This is a genomic window from Sulfitobacter aestuariivivens, assembly GCF_014763045.1.
GTDB lineage: Bacteria > Pseudomonadota > Alphaproteobacteria > Rhodobacterales > Rhodobacteraceae > Sulfitobacter > Sulfitobacter aestuariivivens.
Genome location: NZ_JACTAG010000001.1, coordinates 536,231 through 561,398, shown reverse-complemented (window position 1 = coordinate 561,398; position 25,168 = coordinate 536,231). Strand labels below are relative to the sequence as shown.

27 protein-coding genes and 2 tRNA genes are annotated in these 25,168 nt (G+C 60.9%); 18 read left to right on the top strand and 11 right to left on the bottom strand.

Translation table 11 applies throughout. From position 1 onward, the window contains the following. The first annotated feature begins 38 nt into the window (after nucleotides 1-38). Nucleotides 39-350: a hypothetical protein gene (locus tag H9Q16_RS02770; RefSeq protein ID WP_191073834.1), complete on the top strand. Its 312-nt coding sequence runs from the start codon at nucleotides 39-41 to the stop codon at nucleotides 348-350. Nucleotides 351-384: 34 nt separating this feature from the next. On the opposite strand, the gene H9Q16_RS02765 is transcribed toward H9Q16_RS02770, so the two are convergent. Continuing rightward, complete coding sequence (locus H9Q16_RS02765) at nucleotides 385-1,608, bottom strand: MFS transporter (RefSeq protein WP_191073833.1); 1,224 nt, start codon at nucleotides 1,606-1,608, stop codon at nucleotides 385-387. 142 nt (nucleotides 1,609-1,750) lie between these two features. Further along, nucleotides 1,751-1,840 (bottom strand) — tRNA-Ser (locus tag H9Q16_RS02760). A gap of 231 nt (nucleotides 1,841-2,071) precedes the next feature. Between H9Q16_RS02760 and H9Q16_RS02755 the strand changes: the two genes are divergently transcribed. The 4 genes from H9Q16_RS02755 (at nucleotide 2,072) to H9Q16_RS02740 (ending at nucleotide 5,276) form a co-directional block, all read left to right on the top strand. Then, the gene (locus tag H9Q16_RS02755) at nucleotides 2,072-2,956 is read left to right on the top strand and encodes an SPOR domain-containing protein (RefSeq protein ID WP_191073832.1); all 885 of its coding nucleotides are present in this window, start codon (nucleotides 2,072-2,074) and stop codon (nucleotides 2,954-2,956) included. Nucleotides 2,957-2,972: 16 nt separating this feature from the next. Further along, entirely contained in the window at nucleotides 2,973-4,127 is a 1,155-nt protein-coding gene (locus H9Q16_RS02750; RefSeq protein WP_191073831.1) for a D-alanyl-D-alanine carboxypeptidase family protein, read from the top strand. Further along, entirely contained in the window at nucleotides 4,124-4,759 is a 636-nt protein-coding gene (gene tmk, locus H9Q16_RS02745; protein ID WP_191073830.1) for a dTMP kinase, read from the top strand. The genes H9Q16_RS02750 and tmk overlap by 4 nt, the downstream gene beginning before the upstream one ends. Nucleotides 4,760-4,823: 64 nt before the next feature. After that, nucleotides 4,824-5,276: a DUF4304 domain-containing protein gene (locus H9Q16_RS02740; RefSeq protein ID WP_191073829.1), complete on the top strand. Its 453-nt coding sequence runs from the start codon at nucleotides 4,824-4,826 to the stop codon at nucleotides 5,274-5,276. 84 nt (nucleotides 5,277-5,360) lie between these two features. On the opposite strand, the gene H9Q16_RS02735 is transcribed toward H9Q16_RS02740, so the two are convergent. Continuing rightward, nucleotides 5,361-5,645, bottom strand: coding sequence for a DUF4242 domain-containing protein (locus H9Q16_RS02735; RefSeq protein WP_191073828.1), 285 nt, complete (start codon nucleotides 5,643-5,645; stop codon nucleotides 5,361-5,363). 139 nt (nucleotides 5,646-5,784) lie between these two features. On the opposite strand from H9Q16_RS02735, the gene H9Q16_RS02730 reads away from it, so the two are divergent. The 7 genes from H9Q16_RS02730 (at nucleotide 5,785) to H9Q16_RS02700 (ending at nucleotide 12,451) form a co-directional block, all read left to right on the top strand. Beyond that, the gene (locus H9Q16_RS02730) at nucleotides 5,785-6,798 is read left to right on the top strand and encodes a LysR family transcriptional regulator (protein ID WP_191073827.1); all 1,014 of its coding nucleotides are present in this window, start codon (nucleotides 5,785-5,787) and stop codon (nucleotides 6,796-6,798) included. Nucleotides 6,799-6,925: 127 nt separating this feature from the next. Then, nucleotides 6,926-8,038 carry a DNA polymerase III subunit delta' gene (locus H9Q16_RS02725; protein WP_191073826.1) on the top strand — a complete coding sequence of 371 codons (1,113 nt, stop codon included), beginning with the start codon at nucleotides 6,926-6,928 and terminating at the stop codon, nucleotides 8,036-8,038. A gap of 6 nt (nucleotides 8,039-8,044) precedes the next feature. Further along, nucleotides 8,045-8,851: a TatD family hydrolase gene (locus H9Q16_RS02720; protein ID WP_191073825.1), complete on the top strand. Its 807-nt coding sequence runs from the start codon at nucleotides 8,045-8,047 to the stop codon at nucleotides 8,849-8,851. Beyond that, nucleotides 8,851-9,651, top strand: coding sequence for an MBL fold metallo-hydrolase (locus H9Q16_RS02715; RefSeq protein WP_191073824.1), 801 nt, complete (start codon nucleotides 8,851-8,853; stop codon nucleotides 9,649-9,651). The genes H9Q16_RS02720 and H9Q16_RS02715 overlap by 1 nt, the downstream gene beginning before the upstream one ends. Before the next feature lie 77 nt (nucleotides 9,652-9,728). Then, nucleotides 9,729-10,658, top strand: coding sequence for an AEC family transporter (locus tag H9Q16_RS02710; RefSeq protein WP_191073823.1), 930 nt, complete (start codon nucleotides 9,729-9,731; stop codon nucleotides 10,656-10,658). Nucleotides 10,659-10,673: 15 nt separating this feature from the next. Next, nucleotides 10,674-11,606 carry a formylglycine-generating enzyme family protein gene (locus tag H9Q16_RS02705; protein WP_246455445.1) on the top strand — a complete coding sequence of 311 codons (933 nt, stop codon included), beginning with the start codon at nucleotides 10,674-10,676 and terminating at the stop codon, nucleotides 11,604-11,606. A 170-nt stretch (nucleotides 11,607-11,776) separates the two neighbouring features. After that, nucleotides 11,777-12,451: an ankyrin repeat domain-containing protein gene (locus H9Q16_RS02700; protein ID WP_191073821.1), complete on the top strand. Its 675-nt coding sequence runs from the start codon at nucleotides 11,777-11,779 to the stop codon at nucleotides 12,449-12,451. A gap of 270 nt (nucleotides 12,452-12,721) precedes the next feature. Here the strand turns inward: H9Q16_RS02700 and H9Q16_RS02695 are convergent. Together H9Q16_RS02695 and H9Q16_RS02690 are read right to left on the bottom strand one after the other, a co-directional pair. Next, a tRNA-Leu gene (locus H9Q16_RS02695) sits at nucleotides 12,722-12,808 on the bottom strand. Nucleotides 12,809-12,847: 39 nt separating this feature from the next. Continuing rightward, on the bottom strand, nucleotides 12,848-13,405 hold the full coding sequence (locus H9Q16_RS02690; RefSeq protein WP_343067767.1) for a tetratricopeptide repeat protein: 558 nt from the start codon (nucleotides 13,403-13,405) through the stop codon (nucleotides 12,848-12,850). Between the two features lie 106 nt (nucleotides 13,406-13,511). Between H9Q16_RS02690 and H9Q16_RS02685 the strand changes: the two genes are divergently transcribed. Genes H9Q16_RS02685 through H9Q16_RS02675 form a run of 3 tightly spaced genes read left to right on the top strand, consistent with a single transcriptional unit; the run spans nucleotide 13,512 to nucleotide 15,176 of the window. Next, nucleotides 13,512-14,003 (top strand): cupin domain-containing protein, encoded by a 492-nt coding sequence (locus tag H9Q16_RS02685; protein WP_191073820.1) that lies wholly within the window; start codon nucleotides 13,512-13,514, stop codon nucleotides 14,001-14,003. 49 nt (nucleotides 14,004-14,052) lie between these two features. Continuing rightward, nucleotides 14,053-14,796: a rhomboid family intramembrane serine protease gene (locus tag H9Q16_RS02680; RefSeq protein WP_191073819.1), complete on the top strand. Its 744-nt coding sequence runs from the start codon at nucleotides 14,053-14,055 to the stop codon at nucleotides 14,794-14,796. Beyond that, on the top strand, nucleotides 14,793-15,176 hold the full coding sequence (locus tag H9Q16_RS02675) for a GFA family protein (protein ID WP_191073818.1): 384 nt from the start codon (nucleotides 14,793-14,795) through the stop codon (nucleotides 15,174-15,176). The genes H9Q16_RS02680 and H9Q16_RS02675 overlap by 4 nt, the downstream gene beginning before the upstream one ends. A gap of 82 nt (nucleotides 15,177-15,258) precedes the next feature. On the opposite strand, the gene H9Q16_RS02670 is transcribed toward H9Q16_RS02675, so the two are convergent. The 3 genes from H9Q16_RS02670 to H9Q16_RS02660 all read right to left on the bottom strand — a co-directional run bounded on the left by H9Q16_RS02670 (nucleotide 15,259) and on the right by H9Q16_RS02660 (nucleotide 18,435). Then, nucleotides 15,259-16,044, bottom strand: a complete 786-nt coding sequence (locus tag H9Q16_RS02670) for an inositol monophosphatase family protein (protein WP_191073817.1) — start codon at nucleotides 16,042-16,044, stop codon at nucleotides 15,259-15,261. 393 nt (nucleotides 16,045-16,437) lie between these two features. Then, nucleotides 16,438-17,250 carry a class I SAM-dependent methyltransferase gene (locus H9Q16_RS02665; RefSeq protein WP_191073816.1) on the bottom strand — a complete coding sequence of 271 codons (813 nt, stop codon included), beginning with the start codon at nucleotides 17,248-17,250 and terminating at the stop codon, nucleotides 16,438-16,440. 279 nt (nucleotides 17,251-17,529) lie between these two features. Continuing rightward, nucleotides 17,530-18,435, bottom strand: a complete 906-nt coding sequence (locus tag H9Q16_RS02660) for a LysR family transcriptional regulator (RefSeq protein ID WP_191073815.1) — start codon at nucleotides 18,433-18,435, stop codon at nucleotides 17,530-17,532. 95 nt (nucleotides 18,436-18,530) lie between these two features. Between H9Q16_RS02660 and metF the strand changes: the two genes are divergently transcribed. Further along, on the top strand, nucleotides 18,531-19,397 hold the full coding sequence (gene metF, locus H9Q16_RS02655) for a methylenetetrahydrofolate reductase [NAD(P)H] (RefSeq protein WP_191073814.1): 867 nt from the start codon (nucleotides 18,531-18,533) through the stop codon (nucleotides 19,395-19,397). A 61-nt stretch (nucleotides 19,398-19,458) separates the two neighbouring features. Continuing rightward, on the top strand, nucleotides 19,459-19,941 hold the full coding sequence (locus tag H9Q16_RS02650) for a PaaI family thioesterase (protein WP_191073813.1): 483 nt from the start codon (nucleotides 19,459-19,461) through the stop codon (nucleotides 19,939-19,941). 54 nt (nucleotides 19,942-19,995) lie between these two features. Here the strand turns inward: H9Q16_RS02650 and H9Q16_RS02645 are convergent, their stop codons facing one another. The 3 genes from H9Q16_RS02645 to H9Q16_RS02635 form a co-directional block, all read right to left on the bottom strand. Continuing rightward, entirely contained in the window at nucleotides 19,996-21,087 is a 1,092-nt protein-coding gene (locus tag H9Q16_RS02645; protein WP_191073812.1) for a DUF2235 domain-containing protein, read from the bottom strand. Further along, the gene (locus H9Q16_RS02640; protein WP_191073811.1) at nucleotides 21,062-23,362 is read right to left on the bottom strand and encodes a xanthine dehydrogenase family protein molybdopterin-binding subunit; all 2,301 of its coding nucleotides are present in this window, start codon (nucleotides 23,360-23,362) and stop codon (nucleotides 21,062-21,064) included. The genes H9Q16_RS02645 and H9Q16_RS02640 overlap by 26 nt, the downstream gene beginning before the upstream one ends. A gap of 76 nt (nucleotides 23,363-23,438) precedes the next feature. Next, the gene (locus H9Q16_RS02635; RefSeq protein ID WP_191073810.1) at nucleotides 23,439-24,569 is read right to left on the bottom strand and encodes a type III PLP-dependent enzyme domain-containing protein; all 1,131 of its coding nucleotides are present in this window, start codon (nucleotides 24,567-24,569) and stop codon (nucleotides 23,439-23,441) included. Between the two features lie 111 nt (nucleotides 24,570-24,680). Here H9Q16_RS02635 and H9Q16_RS02630 point away from each other — a divergent pair, with 111 nt between their 5' ends. Next, the gene (locus H9Q16_RS02630; RefSeq protein WP_191073809.1) at nucleotides 24,681-25,115 is read left to right on the top strand and encodes an Lrp/AsnC family transcriptional regulator; all 435 of its coding nucleotides are present in this window, start codon (nucleotides 24,681-24,683) and stop codon (nucleotides 25,113-25,115) included. The last annotated feature ends 53 nt before the right edge of the window (nucleotides 25,116-25,168 follow it).

The following is a 25,168-nucleotide window of genomic DNA, read 5'->3' as shown; positions in this document are numbered from 1 at the left end:
AACACGTGCGAGTTTGCTGCGCTGAAGAAAGAATCCAATTGAAGCACGATATCCCACGCCGCCGCGACCCCTTCGCAATGCAGGGCTCCGCCCTCTCTGACGGATGGAACCCCATCGAGACGATCCCGCTCAAGGGCGAAGGCGAATTTCTGGTGCTGACCCTGTCCGGTCTGGTCAGATTGGCCCGCAGCCGCAAGTCAAGTCGTGGCGGTCGCAAGGCTGATGGATATGGCCCCGCCCGTACAACCGTGAACGCCACCGAGACCGGCAACTACCTGGCCGCCATCGCCTGGCGCTGGCCAGACGCAGAGGGCCTGAACTGGGCCTGGAATCCAACGCGCCTTTCCTAGCCGGAAAGGCGCCCCAAAGACACGCCGACGATGTTTACCCGGTGTCGGGACGGCTTGCGGGGTCATATGATTTCAATCGCATGACCAGCGGTACAATTGCCACCACAAGCACCCCTGCAAAAAGATACGGCGCGCCTGGCAGGTACACACCTTCACCATCTACATAGTGTTCGAACACACCTGTCAGCACCAGCGGCGCAGCAACCGCCGCGATAGAGGACAGGGACGCAATGACCCCCTGCACCAGACCCTGCTGATCTTCCCCCACCCGATTGGCGGCAAAAGCCGTCATCAGCGGCGGCGCCATATCTGCCAGCGCGGCGGCCAACATCACAACGGCAACCATCCAGACGGTATTTGCAAACCCAAAGCCCACAAAGCCCAAAAGCGCACTGACCATGGCAATGATCAATGTCCTGTAATCGCCCAGCCGTTTTGTCAGGCGGGGCAGTACACCCGCCTGCACCGCAGCAATCAAAACCCCGTAGGCCGAAAGGGTCAGCCCGATCGTAAAGGCATCCCAGCCAAAAACCTCGCGTCCCCAGAACGCCCAAAGGGTCGCGTAGACCAGGTTGGCGAACTCAAAGACGAAAATGCAGATCAGAGGTACGGCCAGTCCCGGCACGACGAAGGCCCGAAAAATGCTGCCGAACGGATTCAGATCACGCCTGCCGAACGGTCTGCGGTTTTGGGGCTTGAGTGACTCTGGCAGGATGATCAGCCCAAAAAGTACGTTGAGCGCCGAGAGGATGGCCGCGATCCAGAACGGCGTGCTGATATGCCAGCCCGCCGCAATGCCCCCAATGGCCGGCCCCAGCACGAAACCGATCCCAAAGGCCGCGCCGATCATTCCGAACGCAGCGCCGCGTTCGTGCGGCTTTGCAATGTCAGAGATATAGGCCGTCGCAGTGATGTAAGTGGCCCCGGCGACCCCCGCGATCACCCGGCCCACCAGCAGCAGCCAATAGGTCGTGGCCAGCGCCATGATCACGTAGTCAACGGTCAGGGTCACAAGGGCCAGTATCAGGATCGGCCTGCGCCCGTAGGCGTCCGACAAACTGCCGATTACCGGGCCGAACAAAAACATCGCCGCCGCATAGGCCGACATCATGATCCCGCTCAGCAGCGCGCCTTCCGCTGTACTGTCCGCACCCACCCGCTCCATCAGGTCGGGCATGATCGGAAAGACAATGCCGATGCCGATGGCATCGATCATGAGCGTGACAAGGATGAAGAGGAAAGGGCCGTTCAGTTTCATTTCAAAATTTCCGCGCAACGCGCATTCAGGTGCACCGCAGGCCACCTAGATCACATTCCGTGACGAAAAACAGTCCCAACGATCTACAGCCAGCGATCCGCATCAGGCGTGCGCAAGAATGCCGCAGATCAAGGGATAATGCTGGCGGAGGCTCAGGGATTCGAACCCTGGGGACGCTTTCACGCCCGCCGGTTTTCAAGACCGGTGCATTCGACCACTCTGCCAAACCTCCGCAGCACATCCCTCCTAAGGGGCTCGAAATGATTCCTCAATGTGCAAAAGTCACTCCGGGCCACACCTGCGCCAAAGAGGAAATTTGCCGATTGTGACGCGCCAGTCTTTTCAGGTGCGCCGCACCACGTTAGAGTGCGCTGAAAGAGCCCCCTCAAGGGGACCATCAGACATGCCGTACACCCGGCAGAACAAGGGGCCCAGAAGGGTCAGCAGGCAAGGAATAAATGTCATGAGCAGGGCTCTCACCCGAAAGGGTGCACCGCACCGGACCACCACGTTGCTGGCAAGTACTGCCGCCACACTATTGCTGCTGGCGGGCTGTGACGATGTCGGCGGCTTCTCTTTCGGGACACCCAAGGCGCAGACCGAAAGCACGGGAGGCAGCACCCAATCCACAGAGTTGGTCGAGCGTGATGTCGAAGCACCCGAAGTGTTCTCGGTCACCGATCAGGGCCTCTGGGACGGTCGCCCGTCCCTTGGCGGCGTCTGGGTCGCGCACCCGGATGTGACCGATCCGGAACGTGTGATCATCCGCAACGAGGCGAACGGCAAGTTCGTCATTGGCGCTCTCTTTCGCAAAGAGCGCGATCTGCCGGGGCCGAAATTGCAGATTTCGTCGGATGCAGCAGCAGCCCTTGGTATTCTGGCAGGCGCACCTGCGCCGCTCAACGTGACCGCGCTGCGGCGCGAACAGGCGCCCGCCGAAGCGGCCCCTGCCCCGACCGGGGCAGACACCGTTGCGGCCCCGGCGGAGGTGTCAGAGACATCGCTTGATCCGATTGCCGCAGCCGGCGCCGCAATCGAAACGGCCCCCGCCACGACCGCTGCCGCCCCGGCACCCGAACCAACACCCCCAGCCCCAAAGCCCAAGGCATCCAGTCTTGCCAAGCCCTTTGTTCAGATTGGCATTTTCAGCATCGAGGCCAACGCCGAACGCACCGCCAACCAGATGCGAAGCGCGGGTATGATCCCGTCGATCAAGAAATCCGAAATCAACGGCAAACCGTTCTGGCGTGTCGTGGTCGGGCCTGCCACAAACCGCGCTGAACTCAATGGTCTGATCTCAAAGATCAAGGCCGAAGGGTTCTCTGACGCCTATGCCGTGACCAACTGATCTTACTGGAGCATCCATGACACGCCTTGCTGCCGCCTGCCTGTCGCTGATCCTTCTCAGCCTTCCCGTTTACGCCTTTGAGACCAAGGCAACTGCGGCCTACGTGATTGATCAGACCACCGGCACGGTGCTTCTGGCCAAGAACGCGGACGAACCATTGCCGCCTGCGTCCATGTCCAAGCTGATGACATTGTACATGACTTTCGAGGCCTTGCAGAATGGCCGTCTGACGCTGGATGAGAAACTACCGGTCTCTGCCGACGCGGCACGCTATGGCGGATCAACCATGTTCTTGCAGCAGGGCGAACGGGTCAGCGTCGAAGATCTTCTGCGTGGCATCATCGTGCTGTCGGGCAATGACGCCTGCGTGGTTCTGGCCGAAGCGCTTTCTGGTACCGAGGCCAAGTTTGCCCGCGACATGACAATGCGCGCCCAGCAATTGGGCATGACCAATTCGACCTTCATGAACTCGAATGGCTGGCCCAAGCCCGGGCACCGCATGTCCATGCGCGACCTTGGGTTGCTCGCCAATCGGCTGATCACCGATTTCCCACAGTTCTATCCGATGTTCGCTGAAAAAGAATTTCTTTTCGATGAAAAAGAGGCCGCCAACCGTTACAACCGCAATCCGCTACTGACACTGGGGATCGGGGCGGACGGGCTCAAGACCGGCCATACGTCCGAGGCGGGATATGGCCTTGTGGGCTCAGCCAAACAGGGCAACCGACGGGTGATCTTCGTGATCTCGGGTCTGGACACCGCCGAATCGCGTGCGCAAGAATCCGAAGCGATCGTCAACTGGGCCTTCCGCCAATTCTCAGAACGTACCCTGGGCACGGCAGGCACGCAGATCACACAAGCTCCGGTGGCATTGGGCAACGCGCAGACCGTCGGGCTGGAACTGGCAGAGGATTTCACCTTGCTCACCCCCTTTACGACCGGCGGCGAAGGCGTATCAGCCCAGGTTGTCTACAAGGGCCCGTTCCGTGCCCCCATCGAAAAAGGCGCGCAATTGGGTGAGATGATCGTCACTCGGGAGGGTCTGCCCGAAGTACGCGTACCGCTGGTCGCATCTGATGCCGTGGCCCCCGGCGGGTTCATGGTGCGCATCACCGCAGCAGCCCTCCACCTGCTGGAGCGCCTCAACGCAGGCCCCCAGAGCGCTACGTGAGCCAGCGGGGGCTCTTCATCAGCTTTGAAGGCATCGATGGGTCGGGCAAATCAACGCAGGCCCGACTGCTGGCTGAGCGGCTGGAGGCGGAAGGCCGCGAAGTTGTGCTGACCCGCGAACCCGGCGGCTCTCCGGGGGCCGAAGAAATCCGCGCACTGGTGCTGCAAGGCGATCCTGACCGCTGGTCCGCAGAGACCGAGATCCTGCTTTTCACCGCCGCCCGTCGCGATCATCTGGAACGCACCATCCGTCCTGCGCTCGCGGCTGGCAAGGTCGTGATCTGCGACCGATTTGCCGATTCCACCCGGATGTATCAGGGCTTGTCGCGTGGCGATCTGCGCGGCGTGGTCGATGCCCTGCATGATCTGATGATCGGCCTTGAGCCTGATGTGACCGTCCTCATCGACATGGACCCGGCCAAAGGGCTTGACCGCGCCCTGTCCCGGCAAGGGATCGAAGAACGTTTCGAGGACTTCGGCGAGGATCTGCAACGCGAGATGCGGGCAGGCTTTCTCGCCCTTTCACAAGAGTACCCGGACCGCTTCGTCGTGATCGATGGCGGACGCGATATTGACGCTGTCGCGGCAGATGTCGCGCAGGCGTTGAGTGCAAAAACAGGTGGGATCACCTGATCGGATGATCATGCTCACCCCACATCGAGCGCGACTGCTGGCCTCGTAAGAACAGGAGCACAGCATGGAGCATTCCGGCCAAGGCGTGAACCGCGCGACAATGGAAGCAACCCTCAAGAAGCACTGCATCCCGACGTTGAGGGCTCAGGGGTTCAGGGGCGCCTACCCCCACCTTTACCGCAGTGACGACAGCTTTGTCGCACTGATCACCTTTCAGTTCTTCAGTTCGGGAGGAAGCTTTTGCATCAACCTTGGCTATGCCGATCCGGCGCGCAAAAATGTCACCTTCAAGCCGGAAACGGCCGTCCCGAAATTGCGCGTCAATGCGACGCGTGACCAACGCAGGCTTGGCCAACCATCCGGCGGTGGTGATCATTGGTTCAGCTACGGTTTGACCAGTTACGGCGTGTTTCGCGGCACACCTGAACCGCCGGAAGACATTGCCGAAAAATGCGCCGACCTAATCATGTCCGAAGGGGAAGCCTGGTGGCGGACGAAGATGACCCCGGGCCCCTGAGCCGCTCGAAGGGTGGGGAGAATTGGCGCCAAAGACGTCACAAAAGCCCAACCCTCCCCGTGATCTCATCGCATCCAAACAGCCTCAGTTGTTCGCCGTCAGCGGGTCAATCACCTGCGGCACCTCGGTGATCGCGGATACCGGGATACCCGACATCTCCGAATGCTTGCGGATCGCCTCTTCACCGTCAGCAAGGTAGATGCAAAAGGTCTTGTCGCCCGCCACATAGCTGTGCACCCATTGAATGCTGGGGCCAATTTTTTCGAGCGCCTGATTTGATGCTCGGGCCGCGCCGCACAATTCGGTCACCGACATCTGCCCGATGGCCGGGATTTCGCGTTCAATGATGTATCTCTTAAGCTGGGTCATTCTTACCTCCCTTGAGTTAATATGACGCCAGTGTGCACGCCGAACGCCCGGCCGCATAACCAAATAAATTTGCGGGAGCTAAAGGTTGTGTGTAGTTTTTCTGATAGTTTTTGATCGAACGAAAGAAAACCTTTAGCAAATGTCCCGCACGACACATCTCAATTCCCTCCAGGCACTCGAAATGGCGATCCGCGAAGGATCATTGCAAGCGGCGGCGGTTCGTCTTGGGATCACCCCAGCTGCGGTCGGCCAAAGGATCAGGACGTTGGAGCGTTTTCTTGACACCGATCTGATTTTGCGTGGGCGTTCTGGCCTGCAACCAACACCAGCCCTCCAAGCTGCGCTCGAGGACCTGCGCGCCGCCTTTGCAGCACTTGACCGGGTGTCCGACAGTCTCGATTTTCAAAGAACAGCAGAGATCCATATCGTCGCCGACCCCGACTGGTGTGACCTATGGCTGACCCCGCGGCTGGTGGCATTCCGCAGCGCACACCCCAACATCCTTTTCAACGTCAACGGCGAAGGCGATGTGCCGATCAGACTGGGCAGTGCGGATGTGACAATTGACAGAGATCCCCACGGACGCGCACAAGGCGGTGAGATCCTCTATCATGAGGTGTTTCTGCCAGTCGGATCGCCCGAAAATGCAGGCCGTATCTCCAACCCCTTCCTGACAAAGGAAAACGATGGGACACCTCGATATCTGCCCGTCGGCACATTGCACAAAGGCGATCAAGTCTGGCGGCATTCTCAGGAAGGCAGCCTTGAAGGGTTTCCCTTGCTGCACATCTCTCCGCGCCCCGACGCGCCCGATACCCCTACGTGGCGCGACTGGCTTGGCACCTACCCTTATGAGCGCACGGCCCCGGACAGGGGCGTGAAATATGCGCTGGTGCGCAACGCTTTGGACGGGGTCAAATCTGATGCCGGGTTGCTGGTTTGCGGTCTATCATGCCTGCTTGACGGCCTTACCCAAGGCACGCTGCGCCTGCCCTTTCCCGCACACGAAAGCCTCAAGGCACAACACCCTTACCGCTTCACAGTGCGCCGTGAAATCAGCGCGCGCCCCCAGGTGACGCGGTTCATAGACTGGTTGACCGAAGAAGCGGCCAGAACCCGAACACAAATGGACATGGCGCTGGAGCGATACTGACCTGCGCAGATCCCACGGATAATCTGAAAGCAGACCCGATGGACCGAACGCCTTTAATGCGCGTTCAGAAGCCCTAGAGGCGGCGCACCCCATTCCCTCCCTGCCCGAAACACACTAAACCGCCCTCATGAGCGATGACGCCCCCGCCCCGGACCAGATCGACGGTGCCAGACACCCGCGTGATACCGATCCTTTGATCGGCCAAGGCGCGGCCGAGGCGGCCTTTCTTGACGCATTCAATTCCGGAAAACTGCACCATGCCTGGCTGCTGACCGGCCCTCGCGGCATTGGCAAGGCAACGCTGGCGTGGCGCATTGCACGGTTCCTGCTGGCGACACCCGAAAGCGACGGCGGCATGTTCGACGCCCCGGCACCGCAGACGCTCGATATCTCTCCCGACCATCCGGTCGCGCGCCGCATCGCCTCGGGTGGTGAAGGCGGCCTCAGGTCCGTGACCCGTACGATCAATCCCGACACCAAGCGCATGCGCAAGCAGATCGTCGTCGATGACATTCGCGCGCTGAACGGCTTTTTCCAGATGTCCGCGGCCGATGGCGGGCGCCGCGTGGTCATCATAGATGACGCCGACGAGATGAACATAAACGCCGCAAACGCCCTTCTGAAAATGCTCGAAGAGCCCCCGGAACGCGCCACCCTTCTACTGATCAGCCATCAGCCCTCATCGCTTCTGCCCACGATCCGCTCACGCTGTCGCACCCTTCGGCTTAGCCCGCTTGCGCCTGACCAGATGTCCGACGTCCTGCGCGCGTCTGAAGCCGAGATTACTGGCAACCCGCAGGCTCTGGCCGAGCTTTCCGGCGGCTCTGTCGGTGGCGCGTTGCGCCTCTCGCTCACAGGCGGCCTAGCGACCTACGCCGAGATCGTCGCGTTGATGGACACGCTGCCGCGTCTTGATCGTGCCCGCGCGCTGAAACTATCAGAGATCGCCGCCCAGCGCGGGGCCGAAGCCAGGCTCGCCCTCTTCTTTGATCTCATCGACCTGCTGCTTGCGCGCCTCGCTCGTACCGGGGCCACCGGCAGGCCCCCCGCGACCGAGGCCGCCCCGAACGAGGCCCAAATCCTGAGCCGCCTCTCGCCCAGCCCCCATCAGGGGCGCATCTGGGCCGATACCCAGCAAGAGATTTCCGCCCGCGCCCGGCACGGGCTGGCGGTCAACCTTGACCCTGCCGCACTGGTGCTGGATACCCTTTTCAAACTGGCCCAACACGCGCCGCGATAGGACCCGATGACCGACACGCCTGAAATCACAGACAGCCACTGCCATCTGGACTTTCCCGACTTTGAGGGACAGCTTGAAGCAGTGATTGCACGGGCAGCGGATGCGGGCGTGACGCGCATGGTCACGATCTGCACCAAGCTACGCGCAGAACCCACGGTCCGCGCCATCGCTGAGGCCCACGCGCCTGTGTTCTACGCGGCGGGCACCCACCCGATGTCCGCCGCCGCAGAGCCGCTGGCAAGCACCGAAGAACTCATCGCGCTCACGAGGCACCCCAAGATGGTCGGCATCGGAGAGACCGGCCTCGATTACCACTACACTTCTGAAAGTGCCGAGATACAAAAGACCTCCCTGCGTATCCATATCGATGCGGCACGCCAGACGGGTCTTCCGCTGATCATCCACGCCCGCGACGCGGACGCCGACATGGCCCGCATTCTTGCCGAGGAATACAGCAATGGCGCCTATCAATGCGTCATGCACTGTTTTTCCTCCGGTCCGGCATTGGCCCATACCGCGCTGGAACTTGGGTTTTATCTCTCCATGTCCGGCATCACTGCCTTCCCCAAATCGGATGCCCTGCGCGACATCTTCGCCGCAGCACCGCTAGACCGCATCCTTGTGGAAACCGATGCACCCTACCTTGCCCCGCCACCCCAGCGTGGCAAACGCAATGAACCAGCCTTTACGGCCCACACCGCACGTCGGGCCGCTGAAACATTCCAGATGGATTATTCGGATTTCGCCGCTCAGACCCAGGCAAACTTCGACCGGCTCTTTTCCAAGGCCGCCCGGTACAAGGCCGCCGCCTGATGGCCGAGCTGCGCCTCACCGTCCTGGGCTGCGGCTCTTCCGGTGGCGTGCCGCGCCTTGGTGGCCACTGGGGTGCCTGCGATCCGGCAAATCCCAAGAACGCCCGGCGCCGCTGCTCGCTGCTGGTGGAACGTGTCAGCGCCAGCGGTACAACCACCATTCTGATCGATACCTCCCCTGACATGCGCAGCCAATTGCTGGACGCGGGCGTGGGGCGGCTGGATGGCGTGATCTATACCCATTCGCACGCCGATCATGTTCACGGTCTCGACGATCTGCGCATGATCGTGATCAACATGCGCGCCCGCCTGCCCGTCTGGGCCGATGCGCCAACCAAGGCTGCTCTGCTGGACCGCTTTGGCTATGCGTTCATCCGGCCCGAAGGGTCGATGTACCCGCCCATTCTGGACATGAACGACATCGACGGCGATGTGACAATTGACGGGCCCGGCGGCACGCTGACGTTCTCGCCGTTTCTGGTCCCGCACGGCGGCATGGACGCGCTGGGGTTCCGGTTTAACGATGTGGCCTACCTGCCCGACGTGGCCAGCATCCCTGCCCCGGTCTGGCCGCACCTGGAAAACCTCACCTGCTGGATCGTGGACGCCCTGCGCCGCGAGCCGCATCCCACCCACAGCCATCTGTCCCAGACACTGGAATGGATTACCCGTGCCGCGCCAAAATCGGCGGTCCTGACGAACATGCACAACGATCTCGACTACGCGACCGTTTCCGCTGAAACACCGGACCACATCCAACCCGCCTACGACGGCCTGACCTTGACCTTCCCGCTCCCCTGATTTCACCCTTTTGACAAATACCTCGGGGGTTTGGGGGCCGGCCCCCAATTCTCCGGCCCGCCCCGAAAGCCGCTCGCTTGCAAACCCTTCTCGACGTCATTCTTCCCGTCTTTCTGGTTATCGGCTTTGGCTATGTCGCCGTCTGGCGCGGATACTTCCCGGTCTCAGGCATCGACGGGGTGATGAAATTCACCCAGAATTTCGCCATTCCCTGCCTGCTGTTTCAGGCCATCGCCAAACTGGATCTGAGCACTTCGTTTGATCCTCGCCTGATGGCCAGTTTCTACGGTGGCGCGGCGATTAGCTTTGCCTTGGGGATCTTCGGCGCGCGCGCGCTCTTCAAACGCGACTGGGAAGACTGCGTCGCCATCGGATTTTGCTGCCTCTTCTCGAATTCCATCCTGCTGGGCCTGCCCATCACGGAACGCGCCTATGGCACCTCCGCCCTCGCTGGCAATTTTGCGATCGTCAGCTTCCATGCGCCCTTTTGCTACGGCCTGGGCATCACCGTGATGGAATTCGTGCGCAACCGCGGCCAGTCCGGGCTTACCCTTGTGCGTAACGTCAGTGCCGCAATGTTCCGCAACGCGCTGGTGCTGGCGATCCTCGCGGGGTTCGCAGTCAACCTATTGGGCCTCTCCATGCCGACCGTCCTGGATGATGCGCTCTCCATGATGGTCCGCGCGGCGCTGCCCGCCGCGCTCTTTGCGCTGGGGGGCGTGCTGATCCAATACCGGCCCGAAGGCGATCTGCGTGCCATCGGCATGGTCTGCGCCATAGCGCTTCTGGTGCACCCTGCGCTGGTCTGGATCTTTGGTAGCGCGCTCAACCTGCCACAGGACGCCTTTCGCTCGGGCGTGCTGACAGCGGCCATGGCCCCGGGGTTCAACGCCTATATCTTTGCCAACATGTACGGGCGTGCACGGCGCGTGGCGGCCTCTTCGGTGCTGATGGCAACGGCAAGTTCAATCCTTACAATCTGGGTCTGGCTGTCGCTGTTGGGCTAGTTTAGCGTAATGGACATGAGCAAACACTCTTGCTGCACCCCGGCCACCCTTCGCACGTCAAAGGCCGCAGACAGCACGGTCCCAAAGGCCGACACGGCCCCTGACATCCCCGTCGTCACGATTCCCGCAGGGACTGCCCTTAAAGGCACCGATCACCCTGCCCTTCCCGAGGACGAAGAAGGCCCCGCCCGCAAAAGGCCGATCAAAGCCTTCCATATGATGCAGACCACCGTCACAAATGCGATGTTCGCAGCCTTTGTGGATGACACCGGTTATAGGACTGAGGCCGAAGAATACGGCTGGTCTTTCGTCTTTTATCGCAACATTTCCCCGGATGTGCCTGCCACACAAGGCGCGGTTGGCACCACATGGTGGCGCAAGGTCGACGGCGCTGACTGGCGCGTGATCAACGGTCCGGGATCACAAGGCGACTGGGACGCCGATCACCCTGTCACCCATGTGTCATGGCGCGATGGACGGGCCTTTGCAGCATGGGCCGGTGGCCGCCTGCCGACAGAAGCAGAATGGGAGCACGCCGCGCGGGGTGGTCTGGGCGACGTGCCTTTCCCCTGGGGCACGAAAGAGCCGGACGACACCGGCCACTTTCCCTGCAACATCTGGCAAGGTGTCTTTCCCGATCACAACACGGCGCAGGATGGGTATCTGACAACCGCCCCTGCCCGCAGCTTTGCGCCCAATGGCTATGGGCTCTTCAACATGTGCGGCAACGTCTGGGAATGGACATCCGAACCGATGAAACTGCGCTCGCTCAGCAAGGCGGCCAGGGAACGCATGCGCAGCCTGAAAGGAGCCAAACTTCTGAAAGGCGGCTCATTTTTGTGCCACAAAAGCTATTGCTTTCGCTACCGCATCCCGGCGCGTACCTTCACCACCCCCGATACCACGACAAACCATCAGGGATTTCGGCTGGTCTTTGACACCGTATAACACCGATCTGCAGGCGCCGCGCCGCCAACTTGCCCCAATCCGTTTTTTCACGCATCTTTTTGACAGCCACACCCGCCATACGCTTTGCACCGGACAGGGGCGGACATAGCGCACAACGCGCCCTTCGACCCTCGGCCGTCACCACCCGGTCCAGACTGAGGAAGAAACCTATGATAAGATTTGCCCTCATTGCATGCCTCATCGCAGCGGGCGCGCCTCTCACGGCGCAAACGGCGCCGTCGGATCGCGTGCTGTCGGCCTACGAGGGCCTCTTCAAGGCTGCGCACGCTGGTGACGTGGCCGCGATCCGTGAACTGCTCTCAGAGGGTGCCGAGATCGACGCGCGCGATACGCAGGGCCGCACCCCCCTCCATGTCGCCGCCTTTGCCTCGCAGGATGACGCAGTGCGCGCGCTGGCTCAGGGCGGCGCTGACATGAACGCGCTCGAGGGCCAGGCCTATGATGTGGTCACGATCGCCGCCGTTGCTGACGATCCGGCGTTGATGTCACTGGCAATATCGCTGGGTAATGATCCCGGCCTCATCACCAGCCCCTATGACGGCACCGCGCTGATTGCCGCCGCGCACCTCGGTCACGTGGAGGTAGTGCGGCGCTTGATTGCCGCGGGGGCGCCGCTTGATCATGTCAACAATCTGCACTGGACCGCCGTCATCGAAGCGGTCGTGCTGGGCGATGGCGGACCGGATCATCAGGCGGTTTTGGACGCCCTGCTTTCCGCTGGCGCAGACCGAAGCCTGGCAGACCGCGCGGGCGTCACCCCGCTGGAGCACGCTGAAAACCGGGGCTATAGCGAAATGGCAGCACGGCTCAGACAACGTGACTGACGGCGCAGGCCACCTGCGCAACTTGTCCTCTCCTTCACCAATCCTTGGCAGCTGATTGTCAGCCAGGCAAAAGGAGGTTTCCTGCAATCGCTTCATTCGCACCAATTTCGGCCAGAAAGTACGGCGATCAGATCATCACCATTCTCAAAGCAAGTTGTATCTGGGGAACAATTGTCACTCAGATCAAGAGAACCTGATGAATGAGTCGTGAGTTGCGAACAGAGCCGCCCCCTTAACCCACTGAATCTAATGTATACTACGGAAGGAGACTGGTGCGGGCGGTGGGACTCGAACCCACACGGGGCTACGCCCCAACAGATTTTAAGTCTGGTATGTCTACCATTCCATCACGCCCGCATGAGGCGCACAATAGCCGACGCGGGCGCGGTGTAAATGTCAGATGTCCTTGCCCACCGGACCCAGCGGAGCGCCCTCGGCCAGCAACGCCCGCTCTGACAGCCACGGATTGTTATCCACTGCAATCAGCAACTGCGCGCGCGCCTCCTTGAGACGGCCAAGGTTCATCAGCGTCAGAGCGCGGCCCGCCTGTGCGGCGATGTGATAGGGGCTGAGGCCCAGCGCGATGTCGAGGTCAATCAGAGCCTTTTCATAGTTCTCTTGCAGGAAATGGATGTAGGCGCGTTGGTTGAACCCTTCCGCGTAATCAGGACAATAGGCTGCCAGTCGGTCGAATTCCTTCAGGGCCCCTGCAAAATCATACGAGTCGCGCCGCCGCATCCCGGCATCCAAGGTCTCCTGCGCCGTCGCGTCAGGTGCACGCAGCCAGACCTGCCACATCTGCCCCGCAATGCGCCGTCCCTCATTGCGGTTGTCCGTATCGTTGGCGCGCGCAATGAGGTTCAGCATTTCGCGGGAGGTATCTTCGGGAAGAGGGCACTCCGCAAAGGCAGGTGCAGCCAGCAGCATCAGGATCATCGCATATCTCATGTGCATCAGAATGACGCAAAGTTGCCGCGCGTCAAGGTTCCCCGCACCCTGGGCCGACTTCCGCTACCGGGGCTTTACCGATAGATTGCGCGAAACGTGGAAAGGACATCAGATGTCAGAAGAAACCTATCTCATCACCGCATCCCAGATCGCCGCGATGCAGGGCACCGACAAGACTCATTTCCTGAATTCAAACGCCCGTCGGGTAAACAAATCGCTGGGGGATGCGACCGGACTGACTGCACTGGGGTTTCACATCATCGAGGTCGCGCCGGGCTGCGAGACAACGGAATACCATCTGCACCACCACGAAGATGAATGCGTCTACGTCCTGTCCGGCCAGGCTACGGCCCGCATTGGGGATGCGGAACATGCCATTGGGCCCGGCGACTTCATTGGCTACCGCAAGGGCGGGCTGGCGCACACGATCACCAACACCGGCGATACCACGCTGCGCTGCATCGTTGTGGGTGAACGCCGGGCGCATGATGTCGGCGATTACCCCGATCAGGGCAAACGCATTTTCCGTAATGACGGGTTGGAATGGGATCTGGTTGACCACGATCATCTGGTAAAACCCGGCGGTACCGTGGGGTCGAAATAGACCCGGCCAAGCCCTTGACCCTGCTGGCACATTCGCCCAGCGTGGCGCCATGTTTCCAATCCGCGATCATAACCCCTCAGGCCGCACACCTTATGTCACCTACGTCCTGATGGTGCTCAACATCGTGATTTTTCTGAGCTACTTCTGGCGGCTGAGCGATCCCGTGCTCGAATATGAGTTTTACAATACCTGGGCGCTGGTGCCGATCCGTTTGGCCAACGGGGTTGATCTGCACACGCTCTTTACCTCGATGTTCCTGCACGGCGGCTGGCTGCATCTGGCTGGCAACATGCTTTTTCTCTACATCTTCGGCGACAATATCGAAGAAGAGCTGGGTCACGTGATGTACCTGCTCTTCTACCTGGCCTGCGGCGTGCTGGCAGGGTTGGCCCAAGTGATCACCGCCCCCTTGTCGCAGGTACCCATGGTGGGTGCATCCGGCGCCATCGCAGGCGTCATGGGTGCATATTTGCTGCTCTTTCCAAAAGCAAAGGTGGATATCTTTGTCTTTTTCATCGTTTTCTTCCGCATCTTCCCGATCCCGGCATGGATCATGCTGATGCTCTGGCTGGGCATGCAGTTCCTCGGTGGCGCGGCGGCCAACCCGGACGAAGGCGGTGTGGCCTATTGGGCCCATGCAGGGGGCTTTGTCGCGGGCATGCTGCTGGCAATCCCGTTTTGGATGCGGCGTGGTGCCACGGCCTATTGGGAACGCACCGAAGGTCACCCGCCGCACCCCGCCGCCACCTATCCGGTAATCGAAAGCCGCATCCCAAGGGTAAAACGCAAATGACCGACAAATCGATCGACATCACCGCCACCTGCCACTGCGGTGCCGTTGCGCTGACTGCGACCCTACCCAACGGGCTGGGCGACGTGGGACGCTGCACCTGCTCGTTCTGTTCGCGCAGGCAAGCCCCTGCCGTCACCGCAACAGCGGCTTCGGTGGTGGTCACGAAAGGACAGGACAATCTGAGCCTTTACACCTGGGGGACCAACACCGCGCAGCACTATTTTTGCAAGACCTGCGGCATCTACACCCATCACAAGCGCCGTGCCGATCCGTCCACCTGCGGCATCAACCTGGGCTGCATCGAAGGCGTGAAACCCTGGGAATTCGAGCCGGTAAAATGGACCGATGGGATCAACCACCCCTCTGACAGAGAAAACTGACGCCGCCCTCTTCTTTTGAACGATTGACCTCAGATCACGCCATCTGACGCAGGCGCTCGCCCGGCAACAAAAGCCGGTCTGGTCAGCCCCGGATTACCTTGGAAAAGTTCGAAAAGATTGCGTCATTGGCGCAGATCACCTCGCCATCGCTCAGGATATCGCCACCGGGTGCCAGCGGCTCAACCAGCCCGCCCGCCTCTTTCACGATGATCATCCCGGCCGCCATGTCCCAGGCATTGAGCCGCCGTTCCCAGAATCCGTCGTACCGTCCAGCCGCGACATAGGCCAGATCAAGCGCCGCTGCTCCAAAGCGTCGCACGCCCGCGCAGGCTGGCAACAATCGCCCAAGGTCCTTGAGTGTCTCTGGCAAATCGGCACGCCCACCAAAGGGTAGTCCCGTGGCAAATATGCTCTCGATCATCCGGCTGCGTCCCGACACGCGCAGACGCGTATCGTTCATCCACGCCCCCGCGCCCTTCTCAGCATAGAACATCTCGTCCTTTGCCGGGTCAAAGATCACGCCAGCAACCACCTGCCCCTTGTGCTCCAACGCGATGGATATCGCCCAATGCGGCAACCCGTGCAGAAAATTTGTCGTCCCGTCCAGCGGATCAACGATCCAGCGCCGTGTGGGGTCCTGCCCCTCTTCCTCGGCACTTTCCTCAGCACACCAGCCATAGGTCGGACGCGCGCCCATCAGCTCTTCCTTGAGGATCTTTTCAGCGTTGAGATCCGCGCGCGACACAAAGTCCCCCGCGCCTTTGACGGACACCTGCAGGTTCTCCACTTCCCGAAAATCCTTGACCAAACCCCGCCCCGCCTTGCGGGCAGCCTTGATCATGATGTTGAGATTTGCACTTCCGACCATTGGGGGCCCCTATCGCTGGATCAGATGCGGCGTATAGGCGCGCGCGCACGGAATGTGAAGGGGGCCCGACCCGCAGCGCACGACGACCGGAACAGAAGCATCCACCAGCGCCGGTTAAGAACTCAATTGCTAGGGTCAGGACCCATTAATCTTGCGCCGCTGGCGTCAAAACCGCGAAAGTTCACCGGTTTGAGACATGCAGCGATTAACGGGTTAATTGCAAATGGCTCAAGCCGTTGAAATGAAGCGGTTTTGTCGTCCTTCGGATTTGACAGATTTTCCCCGTGAGCTGCGGCGTATCTGCTTGAAATTCAACGAGAGTTCCTGCGCAGATGCTTCTTGTCACGAGAAAAATCTGTCAAACCAGCGGTGCAAGATTAATGGGTCCTGACCCTAGGCTGCACCCGGTTTTTGTGCCGTTATGACATAGGCCGAGGTTTGAAAAACAGCTTCGCCTGTCGTGGTCGCATAGCGTGACAGCCTTGTGTCCGCAGACGCCAGAACCTCAGCGATCTCTTCTTCATTCAGATGAATGCCAAACATAGGCAACCAGCCGCGCAACTCGACCTCGACCATCATACGCGGGCTGGGAAACGTCGCCTGCTTGCTCAATGTCTCAAAAGTGACGTCGCCAAAGCCCGCATCCGACAGCAGGCCCGCGACCGGGTCCGGATTTCCAAGACAGAATGGTATCCGCACGGACTCTGCGGCCTTAGCTGAGACGTGATCCTCCAATACCGCCGCGATGTCGCGATAGGCCGGGTTTTCCTCGACCCCATGCCAGATCGCAAGGGCCACCTTGCCGCCCGGTCGGGTCACGCGGAACATTTCGCTGCATGCCTGCGCCCGGTCATTGAAAAACATCATGCCAAATTGCGAGAGCACGTAATCAAACGTGGCGTCCCCGAACGGCAAGTGCTCCGCACCTCCCAAAACCCAGTCGATCCGGGGTTCGACTTCCTTGGCGGCACCGATCATGCCCGGAGCAGGGTCAAGCCCCACCACCCGACCAGACGGGCCAACTCGGTCCAAGGCCGTTCGCGCCAATACCCCCGAACCACAGGCAATATCCAGCACCTGCGCCCCCGCATGAACCGCCACGCTGTTGACCAGATGCCCGCTCCACGGCGCAAAAAGGGCGGGAACAAAAAGCGCCTCATACCCGCGACCTGCTGCAAGTTCTTCTTCGGTTGCTTGCGTTGCCATCTGCGATACTCCACCAGTTGATCGCTTTTGAGTGTGCGCGCTTTGACCCATTCAGGTATTGCCGAACCCATGTTCGCCCCGAGATGGCATTCGCCGACAAAGCCCCAGCAAGACCCCAAGCACCTTCGGAACACCATAGATATGAACGTCTCCGGGCCGCCCGCATGTGGCGCATGGCGTCAGACCTGCAGGGTCAATTGGGCTACATCCTTAGCACAATTCTGGCCTTCTGTCGCTCTTACGCAAACAGCCATTCATGCGCGGGGCATCAATGCCCCCTCACACCGCCTGCAATTTGCGCGCCTCATCGCCCGCCAATTTCAGCAACTGATCCATGAACGGCTTGTCCAGATCATCCGTGCGGACCGCCGCGTAAAGCCTGCGGGTTACCCCATTCCTAGTCAGCGGGCGCGTCACATAATCCGAGGAATACTTCACCTCGCGCACCACCCAGTCAGGCAACACTGACACCCCGCGATTGGAGGCCACAAGCAGAAGGATCACCGCCGTCAGCTCCACCTGCCGGATCGCGGCAGGCTCCACCTTGGCGGGGATCAGCAATTGGCTGAATACATCCAGCCGCGACCGCTCTACGGGGTAGGTAATCAATGTCTCGCCGCGAAAATCCGCGGCCTCAACGTAAGGTTTCTCTGCCAGCGGATGATTTGAAGCGGCCACAAAAACAGCTTTGTAATCAAATAGTTCTACAAATGTCACCCCCGCAAGATCCTCCGGATCAGACGACACCACCAGATCCACTTCCTCGCGCAGCAGTGCAGGCAAGGCATCAAAGGCCAGACCCGGGCGGATATCAACGTCCACATCCGGCCAGCTGCGGCGGAAATGTTCCAGCACCGGGAACAGCCACTCAAAACAGGCGTGGCACTCGATGGCGATATGCATCCGGCCTGTGCTGCCCTCCCGCAGCCCCGAAAACTCATCCTGCAACGCCTCGATCTGTGGCAACACCTGCTGCGCCAGCTTCAGCAAACGCTGCCCCGCGGGCGACAGTTTCAGCGGCTTGGATCTGCGCACAAACAATTCCACCCCTGCCTGATCCTCCAGCCCCTTGACCTGATGGCTCAGCGCCGACTGCGTGATGTTCATCTTTTCAGCGGCACGCGCCAGCCCCCCGGCCTCGTGAATGGCCTGAATGGTACGCAGATGGCGAAACTCGATATGCATATGAGGTGGAACTCATGTTGAAGTTGAAAGTTATGAATTTGTCTCACATCCATATCCGTGAAACAAGGGATCAAATGCCAAAAAGGACAGTCCTTATGCCCACGCCCGCCGTCTCTTTCGAAGTCTTCCCGCCCCGTAACGTCGATGCGGCCTTTAGGCTTTGGGACACCGCCCAGGCACTGGCACCACTGGCACCACGGTTCTTTTCGGTAACTTATGGCGCAGGTGGGTCCACCCGCGATCTGACCACCGACGCTGCCGCCGTGTTGCGCCGCACCTCGGGGCTGCCAGTGGCGGCCCACCTCACCTGCGTTGGGGCCAGCCGTGCCGAAACCCTCGATGTGGCGCAAGGCTTTGCAGACGCCGGCGTGCGCGACATCGTGGCCCTGCGTGGCGACCCCGAAGACGGTGCTGACCAGTTTGAACCGCATCCCTACGGGTTCCGCGACAGCTGCGAGCTGATCGAAGCCCTGGCGCAAACCGGTAAATTTAACATCCGTGTCGGCGCCTACCCGGATTCGCACCCCGACGCCGCCTCGCAAGAGGCCAACATCACCTGGCTCAAGCAGAAATTCGACGCGGGCGCGGACGAGGCGATCACCCAGTTCTTTTTTGAGGCCGAAAGCTTTCTGCGCTTCCGCGACGCCTGCGCCAAAGCGGGCATCGACAAGCCGATCACACCGGGCATCCTGCCTGTGACAAACTGGAAATCTGCCGCGAATTTCGCCAAAAGCTGCGGCGCGCATGTTCCCGACTGGGTGGCCGACGCCTTTGCGGCCGCCCTGCGCGATGATCGCCACGATCTGCTGGCGATATCATTGTGCACAGAGTTGTGCAGCGATCTGATGGATGAGGGCGTGGAAGACCTGCACTTTTATACGCTCAACCGCGCTGATCTGAACCGCGACGTGTGTCGCGCGCTTGGCGTGACCCCGCAGGTCGCCCTGTCCGACGTGGCGTAATATCTTGTCATCGCGGTGTTTTGACGCCTAGCCTCTGTCAACCCATCCGGCGGAGACCCCCATGCCACGCATCGCCCAAAACCCCGAAGACCTTCTCAGCCAATCTGAGGTGCTAAAGCTCAGCGGTCTGGAATTCATGCAAGGCATTCTGGACGGAGATCACCCCGGCCCGCCAATCAGCGGCGCCATGGGCTACGGCCTGCACAAGATCGAACCGGGCCGCGCTGTCTTTCGCGGCGCGCCCAGTTTCCAGATGACAAACCCGATGGGCACCGTGCACGGCGGCTGGTACGGCACCCTGCTGGATTCAGCGATGGCCTGCGCGGTCATGACAAAAGTTCCAAAGGGCGCGGTCTACACAACGCTGGAATACAAGATCAATATCCTGCGCGCGATCCCGATCGACATGACAGTCGATTGCATTGGCACCACCGACCATGTGGGCCGATCCACCGGCATCGCCCGTGGCGAAATCAGAGGCGTGGACGACGGTAAGCTCTATGCGACAGGCTCAACCACCTGCATCGTGATGCAACTGGCCTGACCCCCACCGCTCATTTTGACACCCGTCTAAAAATCGGATCCGTACCAAGAGGCACTACGCCGAAGGGCGCGTCGGAAAGAACCAAAAGCCGCCCGGCGCATCTTCCATCCCCTCTGCACGCGCGGCGACGCTTTCATGCAGAAACTCGGACGGGTCCGCCATCACCACACGTTTTCGGCGCGTCATGAAAATGCGACCATAGCCGCGCCATGTACCGACTGACGGCGCAAGCGGGTCCTGTGGAAAACGCAGATTCCAACCCGGCGGCAGGGACAGTCCGCATTCCTCCATCCGCGACAAGAGCCACACCAGCGGAATGTTCGCCAAGGGCCGCGCCACTTCGTGGCCGCCCAGTTGTCCGCCCACATCCCCATGCGTGCCCGGAAACCACCCCTGCGCCACGTGACCGCCATAGCCTTCATGGGTGGTCCAGGGCACAACCTTATAGGCCACGCGGCTTTCATGCAGGGCCATGGCGTGAAAGCCGTTCTTCACGATGCTGCTCAGATCGTGGTTGTGAAACGCGTGCCATTTCTCGGAAATGCGCCACAGCACCGGCGCGTTGATGCCAAGCGACTTTACCGTGTCCCAGACACCGATTGCCTCAATCTCGATGCTGTCGTGGCAATGGGCCGCACGAAACGCTTGCGCCGCATCACTGCCATCAGAGCATTCATAGTGGCGATAGGCATCGCGGATGTTGCGCTCTGTCGCAGCATCGGCGCGCAGCAGGCCGACCTCATCGATGACCCCGGCAAGACTGCGCACCGCATAGGCCCCGCGGGAATACCCCAGCATAAAGATTCTGTCTCCGGGCCGATACCGCGACGCAAGATAGCCGTAGGCGCGCTTGATCTGTCCATCAATGCCGTGGCCCATGATCACGCTCAGCGTGCTGCGCCAGTCCCGCCATTGCAGGCCGGGCTCATAATACAGTGACAGGTCGCTCCCCATCTCGCGCATCAGCATGTAGGCGCGGCCCACATTGGTCTGACATTCCGGCGCCAGCGACGACATCGTGCCGTCCAGAATGATCACATGGGTCTGCGCCCCCCGCTGCGGTCCGAAGTCATCGGCCGGACGTTGCCATAGCCGCCCGAACAGGCGGGTAAAGAGCGTCTCATTCTGCGGCGCGCTGCCCGCCATTGATCATCTCCCAAACCCGGTGCGGGGTGAATGGCATATCCGCCTGCCGCACGTCGTGGTCCCACAGCGCATCCTGCACTGCATTGGCAACCGCAGCCAGTGCGCCGACGGTGCCCGCTTCCCCGCAGCCTTTCATGCCCATCGCATTTGCAGTGGACGGCACCGGTTCACTGGTAAATGAAATATGGGGAAGGTCAGTGGCCCGGGGCAAGGCATAGTCCATGAACGATGCCGTGAGCAATTGACCATCCTCATCGTAGACAACCCGCTCCTGAACGGCTTGGCCGATGCCCTGCGCGACCCCGCCATGCACCTGACCTTCGGCTAGCATCGGATTGATAAGGTTACCGAAATCGTCAACCACTGTGTAGCGGTCCGTCACCACATGCCCGGTCTCAGGGTCAACGGTCACCTCTGTAACATGCACCCCATTGGGATAACTGCGTCCGGGCAGCGTGGACCGTTCCTTATGGCTCAGCAGGTCATCCCGGCCCTTCTCGCGCGCCATCTCTGCCACGTCCAGCATCGTCGGGGTCAGGTTCGACCCATCCGCACGGAACCGTTCATCGTCAAAGCTGATCTCTGCGGCGGGCACCCCCATCTCATCGGCCAGAAAGGCGGTGAACACCTCTTTCATCTTGTCTACCGTGGCCAGCGTGGCCGTGTTTTGCGTCGTGACAGAGCGTGATCCGCCTGTCCCGCCGCCCTTGGCAATCAGATCGCTGTCGCCCTGCACAACGGTGATCGCCTCTAGCGGTATGCCCGTCTGGTCGCTCAGAAAGGCGGCATAGACCGTCTCGTGCCCCTGCCCGTTCGACTGTGTGCCGACATAGATTTTCACGGTGCCATCCGCCTCAAAGACCACGTGCGCGGCTTCCGAAGGATCCCCCAGAATGCTTTCGATGTAGTAGCAAATGCCCAGGCCCCGCAGCAGACCCCGCTTGGCATCCGCCGCGCGTCGCGCCGCAAAACCGTCAGTGTCGGCGACCTGCCGTACCCGGGTTACCAGACGGCCAAAGTCGCCCACGTCGTACAACTCGCCCGTCGCGGTTGTATAGGGAAACTGGTCGGGCTTGATAAAGTTGATGCGGCGCAATTCCCACGGATCCACGCCCAGCTCACGCGCCGCCCGGTCCATCAGCCGTTCCAGCACATAGATCGCCTCGGGCCGCCCGGCCCCGCGATAGGCATCCACCTGCACGGTGTTGGTGTAATAGCCTTCCACATGCAGATAGGTGGTCTGCACGTCATAAACCCCCATCAGGACTTTGCTGAACAGCATCGTCTGAATGGGCTGACCAAAGCCCGAATTATACGCCCCCAGATTACATTTGGTGTGCACCCGGTACGCCGTGATCCTGTTGTCCGCATCAAAGGCAAATTCCGCCAGCGAGGTCAGATCACGCCCGCCATTGTCGCTCAGCATCGCTTCGGTCCGCTCGGACATCCAGCGCACTGGTCGGCCCAGCGCGCGGGCCGCCTGAGCCACCGCATAATGCTCAGGATAAGACATCGCCTTCATGCCGAAACCACCGCCCACGTCCGGGTTAGTCACCCGCACCTGATCGGGCTCAAGCCCAAAGGCCCGCTGCATATGTCCCTTGTGTGCCCAGACCCCCTGCCCGTTGATCGCAATGTGCAGCCGCCCTTCATCGCTCCATTCCGCATAGCAGCCTCGCGGCTCCATCGCGTTGACGATGATCCGGTTGTCATCCACATCCAGAGAGACTACGCGCGCTGCGGCCTCAAAAGCGGCTTGTGTCGCGGCTTCGTCCCCCATGCCCCAGTCAAACGCGCGGTTGTCCGGGGCTTCTTCATGCACGGTCGGGCCACCCGGCCCCAGATCGGTCTTGGCATCCAGATCGTCCACGTCGAACATAATCAATTCCGCCGCATCCCGCGCCTGTGCCAGCGTTTCAGCAATGATCGCCGCCACCGGTTCGCCCACATAGCGGACGCGCCCCTTTGCCAGCGCCGGACGCACCGGGGCCGCCCCCTTGGTGCCATCGCGGTTATCCACCACAGCTCCGGCCATCGCGATCTTGACACCTGCCGCCTCAAGATCCGCCACCGTCAACACCGCGTGGACGCCGTCAGCCTCTGCCGCGTCCGTGATATCCAGCTCGGTGATTTCTCCGTGCGCGACGGGGGAGCGGAAGAAATAGGCGTGCAGCGCCTCCACCGGGGCCACATCGTCCACATATCGCCCATGCCCCGTCAGAAAGCGCACGTCTTCTGTACGTTTGACCGGCTGGCTCTTACCGAATTTTTCCATGAAGCAGTGCCCCTTGCATCAGAATTCTGATGCGGACACTAGCCTGACTGCGACCGGTGTCCAGAGCACAGTCACATCATGCCCCGAGCCCAGCCACCATTTCCAACTGATGGACGCCGTAGCCGTTGAACGCAGTGCTCATGGCGATCGAATAGGCCCCCATGGCGCCAAAAAGAACATAGTCCCCTTCCTGCATGTCTTCCGGCAGCCGCAATCCATCGGGCAACCGGTCCAGTGAATCGCACGTTGGCCCAAAGACGGTGTGGGGTCTGCGCGGCCCGATGCGCGGCCCATCGGGCCCCAACACCGATACCAGGCCGGTTGGTCCCATGTCACGCAAGTCCACCAATCCGCCATAGATCCCGTCATTGAGAAAAACCGTTTTGCCCCGCAATCCCTTGATCCGCGTCGCCAGAACACAGGCAGACGCCACCATCGCCCTGCCGGGTTCACAGACCAGCGTCGGCACCTCCCCATCAAAGCATGCCGCAAGGGTACCGTGTACCGCCGCAAAGACGGCAGCGTGATCTGGTGCACCGTCCCCTCGATCCGCCGCAAAACCACCGCCAATGTTGATCCGCGCCGGGCGCACCCCTGCTATGGCTGCAATCCGCGCGGCCTCTGCCAGATACGCGCACCATGCCTTCGGGTCGGTGCACTGTGTGCCCGGATGAAAGCTTAGTGCGGGGGTGAACCCCATCGCCGCGACCTGCCGCAGCAGATCTGCAGCACCTTCGGGCGTCGCACCGAACTTGGCGCCGAAATCATAAGCCGCCCCGGCAACAGGCAATGCGAAACGTACCGCCACCTCTGTACTGCGAGGCACAGCACGCAGCTTGGACAACCCACCCGGATCATCCACCGACCAACTGGCCACGCCTGCGTCTATCCCTGCGGCCACTTCGGCTGCCGACCGCATCGGGTTGTTGTAATGCAGCACTGCGTCAGGACAGGCCGCGCGCGCCGCTGCCATCTCAGCGGGCGAGGCGACGTCAAAGCACGTCAATCCGGCTGCGGCCAGATTGCTCAGGACCTCGGGCCGGTCATTGGCCTTGACCGCATAGGTCACCAACCCATCAAACCCTTGCTGGAACGCCCGCACGGTCTTTTGCAGGACGGCAGGTGCAAGAAACAGGATCGGATGATCCGGGCGGTGACGCTGAAGATAGGACTGCGGAGAGGTCGACAGGGGGGCGCTATGCTGCATCGGAAGCCTCCAGATTTCATCTTTTGCATGACTCTGCCCTTGAACACGGACGATTTCATGCGTCAAGCTGACGAAAAAGCGCCACTAAAGAATCGAAATGACGGAACGACCATGCAATTAGACGAAAAAGATCAGGCCCTCATCGCGGCCCTGCAGGAAAACGCCCGCAAACCCATCGCTGACCTGGCGCGGATGCTGGGGCTCGCGCGGACCACGGTTCAGGCCCGGCTTGAGCGATTGGAACGCAGCGGCATGATTGAGGGCTATACCCTGCGTCTGGGGGCCAGCGCCCGGGCGCCGCTGGCAGCAACGGCCCTTGTCAGTATCGAACCCCGCTCAGGGGCTGCGGTTCTCGCCCGGCTCAAAAGCCTGCCGGGCGTGCAACTGGTTCACACCACATCCGGACGCTTTGATCTGATGGTGCAAATTGCGGCCAACACCACGCAAGAGCTGGACGAGACCCTGGATCGCATCGGTGAGGCGCGCGGCGTAAAATCCTCCGAAAGCCTGATCCATCTCAGCACAAAGATCGACCGCCGGGTCTGAAAGCGAAGTGCGTTTGTCGAAAAAGCGCTAGAATCGCGACCGTTTGCAGTCAC

Excerpts from the sequence above, each read along its gene's own strand:
- H9Q16_RS02645 (WP_191073812.1), bottom strand. The coding sequence starts at position 21,087 with ATGGCGGGCAGCGCGCCGCAGAATGAGACGCTCTTTACCCGCCTGTTC.
- H9Q16_RS02730 (WP_191073827.1), top strand. The coding sequence starts at position 5,785 with ATGTCCCGCACGACACATCTCAATTCCCTCCAGGCACTCGAAATGGCG.
- H9Q16_RS02740 (WP_191073829.1), top strand. The coding sequence starts at position 4,824 with ATGGAGCATTCCGGCCAAGGCGTGAACCGCGCGACAATGGAAGCAACC.
- H9Q16_RS02720 (WP_191073825.1), top strand. The coding sequence starts at position 8,045 with ATGACCGACACGCCTGAAATCACAGACAGCCACTGCCATCTGGACTTT.
- H9Q16_RS02755 (WP_191073832.1), top strand. The coding sequence starts at position 2,072 with ATGAGCAGGGCTCTCACCCGAAAGGGTGCACCGCACCGGACCACCACG.
- metF (WP_191073814.1), top strand. The coding sequence starts at position 18,531 with ATGCCCACGCCCGCCGTCTCTTTCGAAGTCTTCCCGCCCCGTAACGTC.
- H9Q16_RS02665 (WP_191073816.1), bottom strand. The coding sequence starts at position 17,250 with ATGGCAACGCAAGCAACCGAAGAAGAACTTGCAGCAGGTCGCGGGTAT.
- H9Q16_RS02735 (WP_191073828.1), bottom strand. The coding sequence starts at position 5,645 with ATGACCCAGCTTAAGAGATACATCATTGAACGCGAAATCCCGGCCATC.
- H9Q16_RS02700 (WP_191073821.1), top strand. The coding sequence starts at position 11,777 with ATGATAAGATTTGCCCTCATTGCATGCCTCATCGCAGCGGGCGCGCCT.
- H9Q16_RS02660 (WP_191073815.1), bottom strand. The coding sequence starts at position 18,435 with ATGCATATCGAGTTTCGCCATCTGCGTACCATTCAGGCCATTCACGAG.
- H9Q16_RS02715 (WP_191073824.1), top strand. The coding sequence starts at position 8,851 with ATGGCCGAGCTGCGCCTCACCGTCCTGGGCTGCGGCTCTTCCGGTGGC.
- H9Q16_RS02630 (WP_191073809.1), top strand. The coding sequence starts at position 24,681 with ATGCAATTAGACGAAAAAGATCAGGCCCTCATCGCGGCCCTGCAGGAA.
- H9Q16_RS02750 (WP_191073831.1), top strand. The coding sequence starts at position 2,973 with ATGACACGCCTTGCTGCCGCCTGCCTGTCGCTGATCCTTCTCAGCCTT.
- H9Q16_RS02650 (WP_191073813.1), top strand. The coding sequence starts at position 19,459 with ATGCCACGCATCGCCCAAAACCCCGAAGACCTTCTCAGCCAATCTGAG.
- H9Q16_RS02675 (WP_191073818.1), top strand. The coding sequence starts at position 14,793 with ATGACCGACAAATCGATCGACATCACCGCCACCTGCCACTGCGGTGCC.
- H9Q16_RS02705 (WP_246455445.1), top strand. The coding sequence starts at position 10,674 with ATGAGCAAACACTCTTGCTGCACCCCGGCCACCCTTCGCACGTCAAAG.
- H9Q16_RS02725 (WP_191073826.1), top strand. The coding sequence starts at position 6,926 with ATGAGCGATGACGCCCCCGCCCCGGACCAGATCGACGGTGCCAGACAC.
- H9Q16_RS02680 (WP_191073819.1), top strand. The coding sequence starts at position 14,053 with ATGTTTCCAATCCGCGATCATAACCCCTCAGGCCGCACACCTTATGTC.
- H9Q16_RS02670 (WP_191073817.1), bottom strand. The coding sequence starts at position 16,044 with ATGGTCGGAAGTGCAAATCTCAACATCATGATCAAGGCTGCCCGCAAG.
- H9Q16_RS02640 (WP_191073811.1), bottom strand. The coding sequence starts at position 23,362 with ATGGAAAAATTCGGTAAGAGCCAGCCGGTCAAACGTACAGAAGACGTG.
- H9Q16_RS02635 (WP_191073810.1), bottom strand. The coding sequence starts at position 24,569 with ATGCAGCATAGCGCCCCCCTGTCGACCTCTCCGCAGTCCTATCTTCAG.
- H9Q16_RS02765 (WP_191073833.1), bottom strand. The coding sequence starts at position 1,608 with ATGAAACTGAACGGCCCTTTCCTCTTCATCCTTGTCACGCTCATGATC.
- H9Q16_RS02690 (WP_343067767.1), bottom strand. The coding sequence starts at position 13,405 with ATGCACATGAGATATGCGATGATCCTGATGCTGCTGGCTGCACCTGCC.
- H9Q16_RS02685 (WP_191073820.1), top strand. The coding sequence starts at position 13,512 with ATGTCAGAAGAAACCTATCTCATCACCGCATCCCAGATCGCCGCGATG.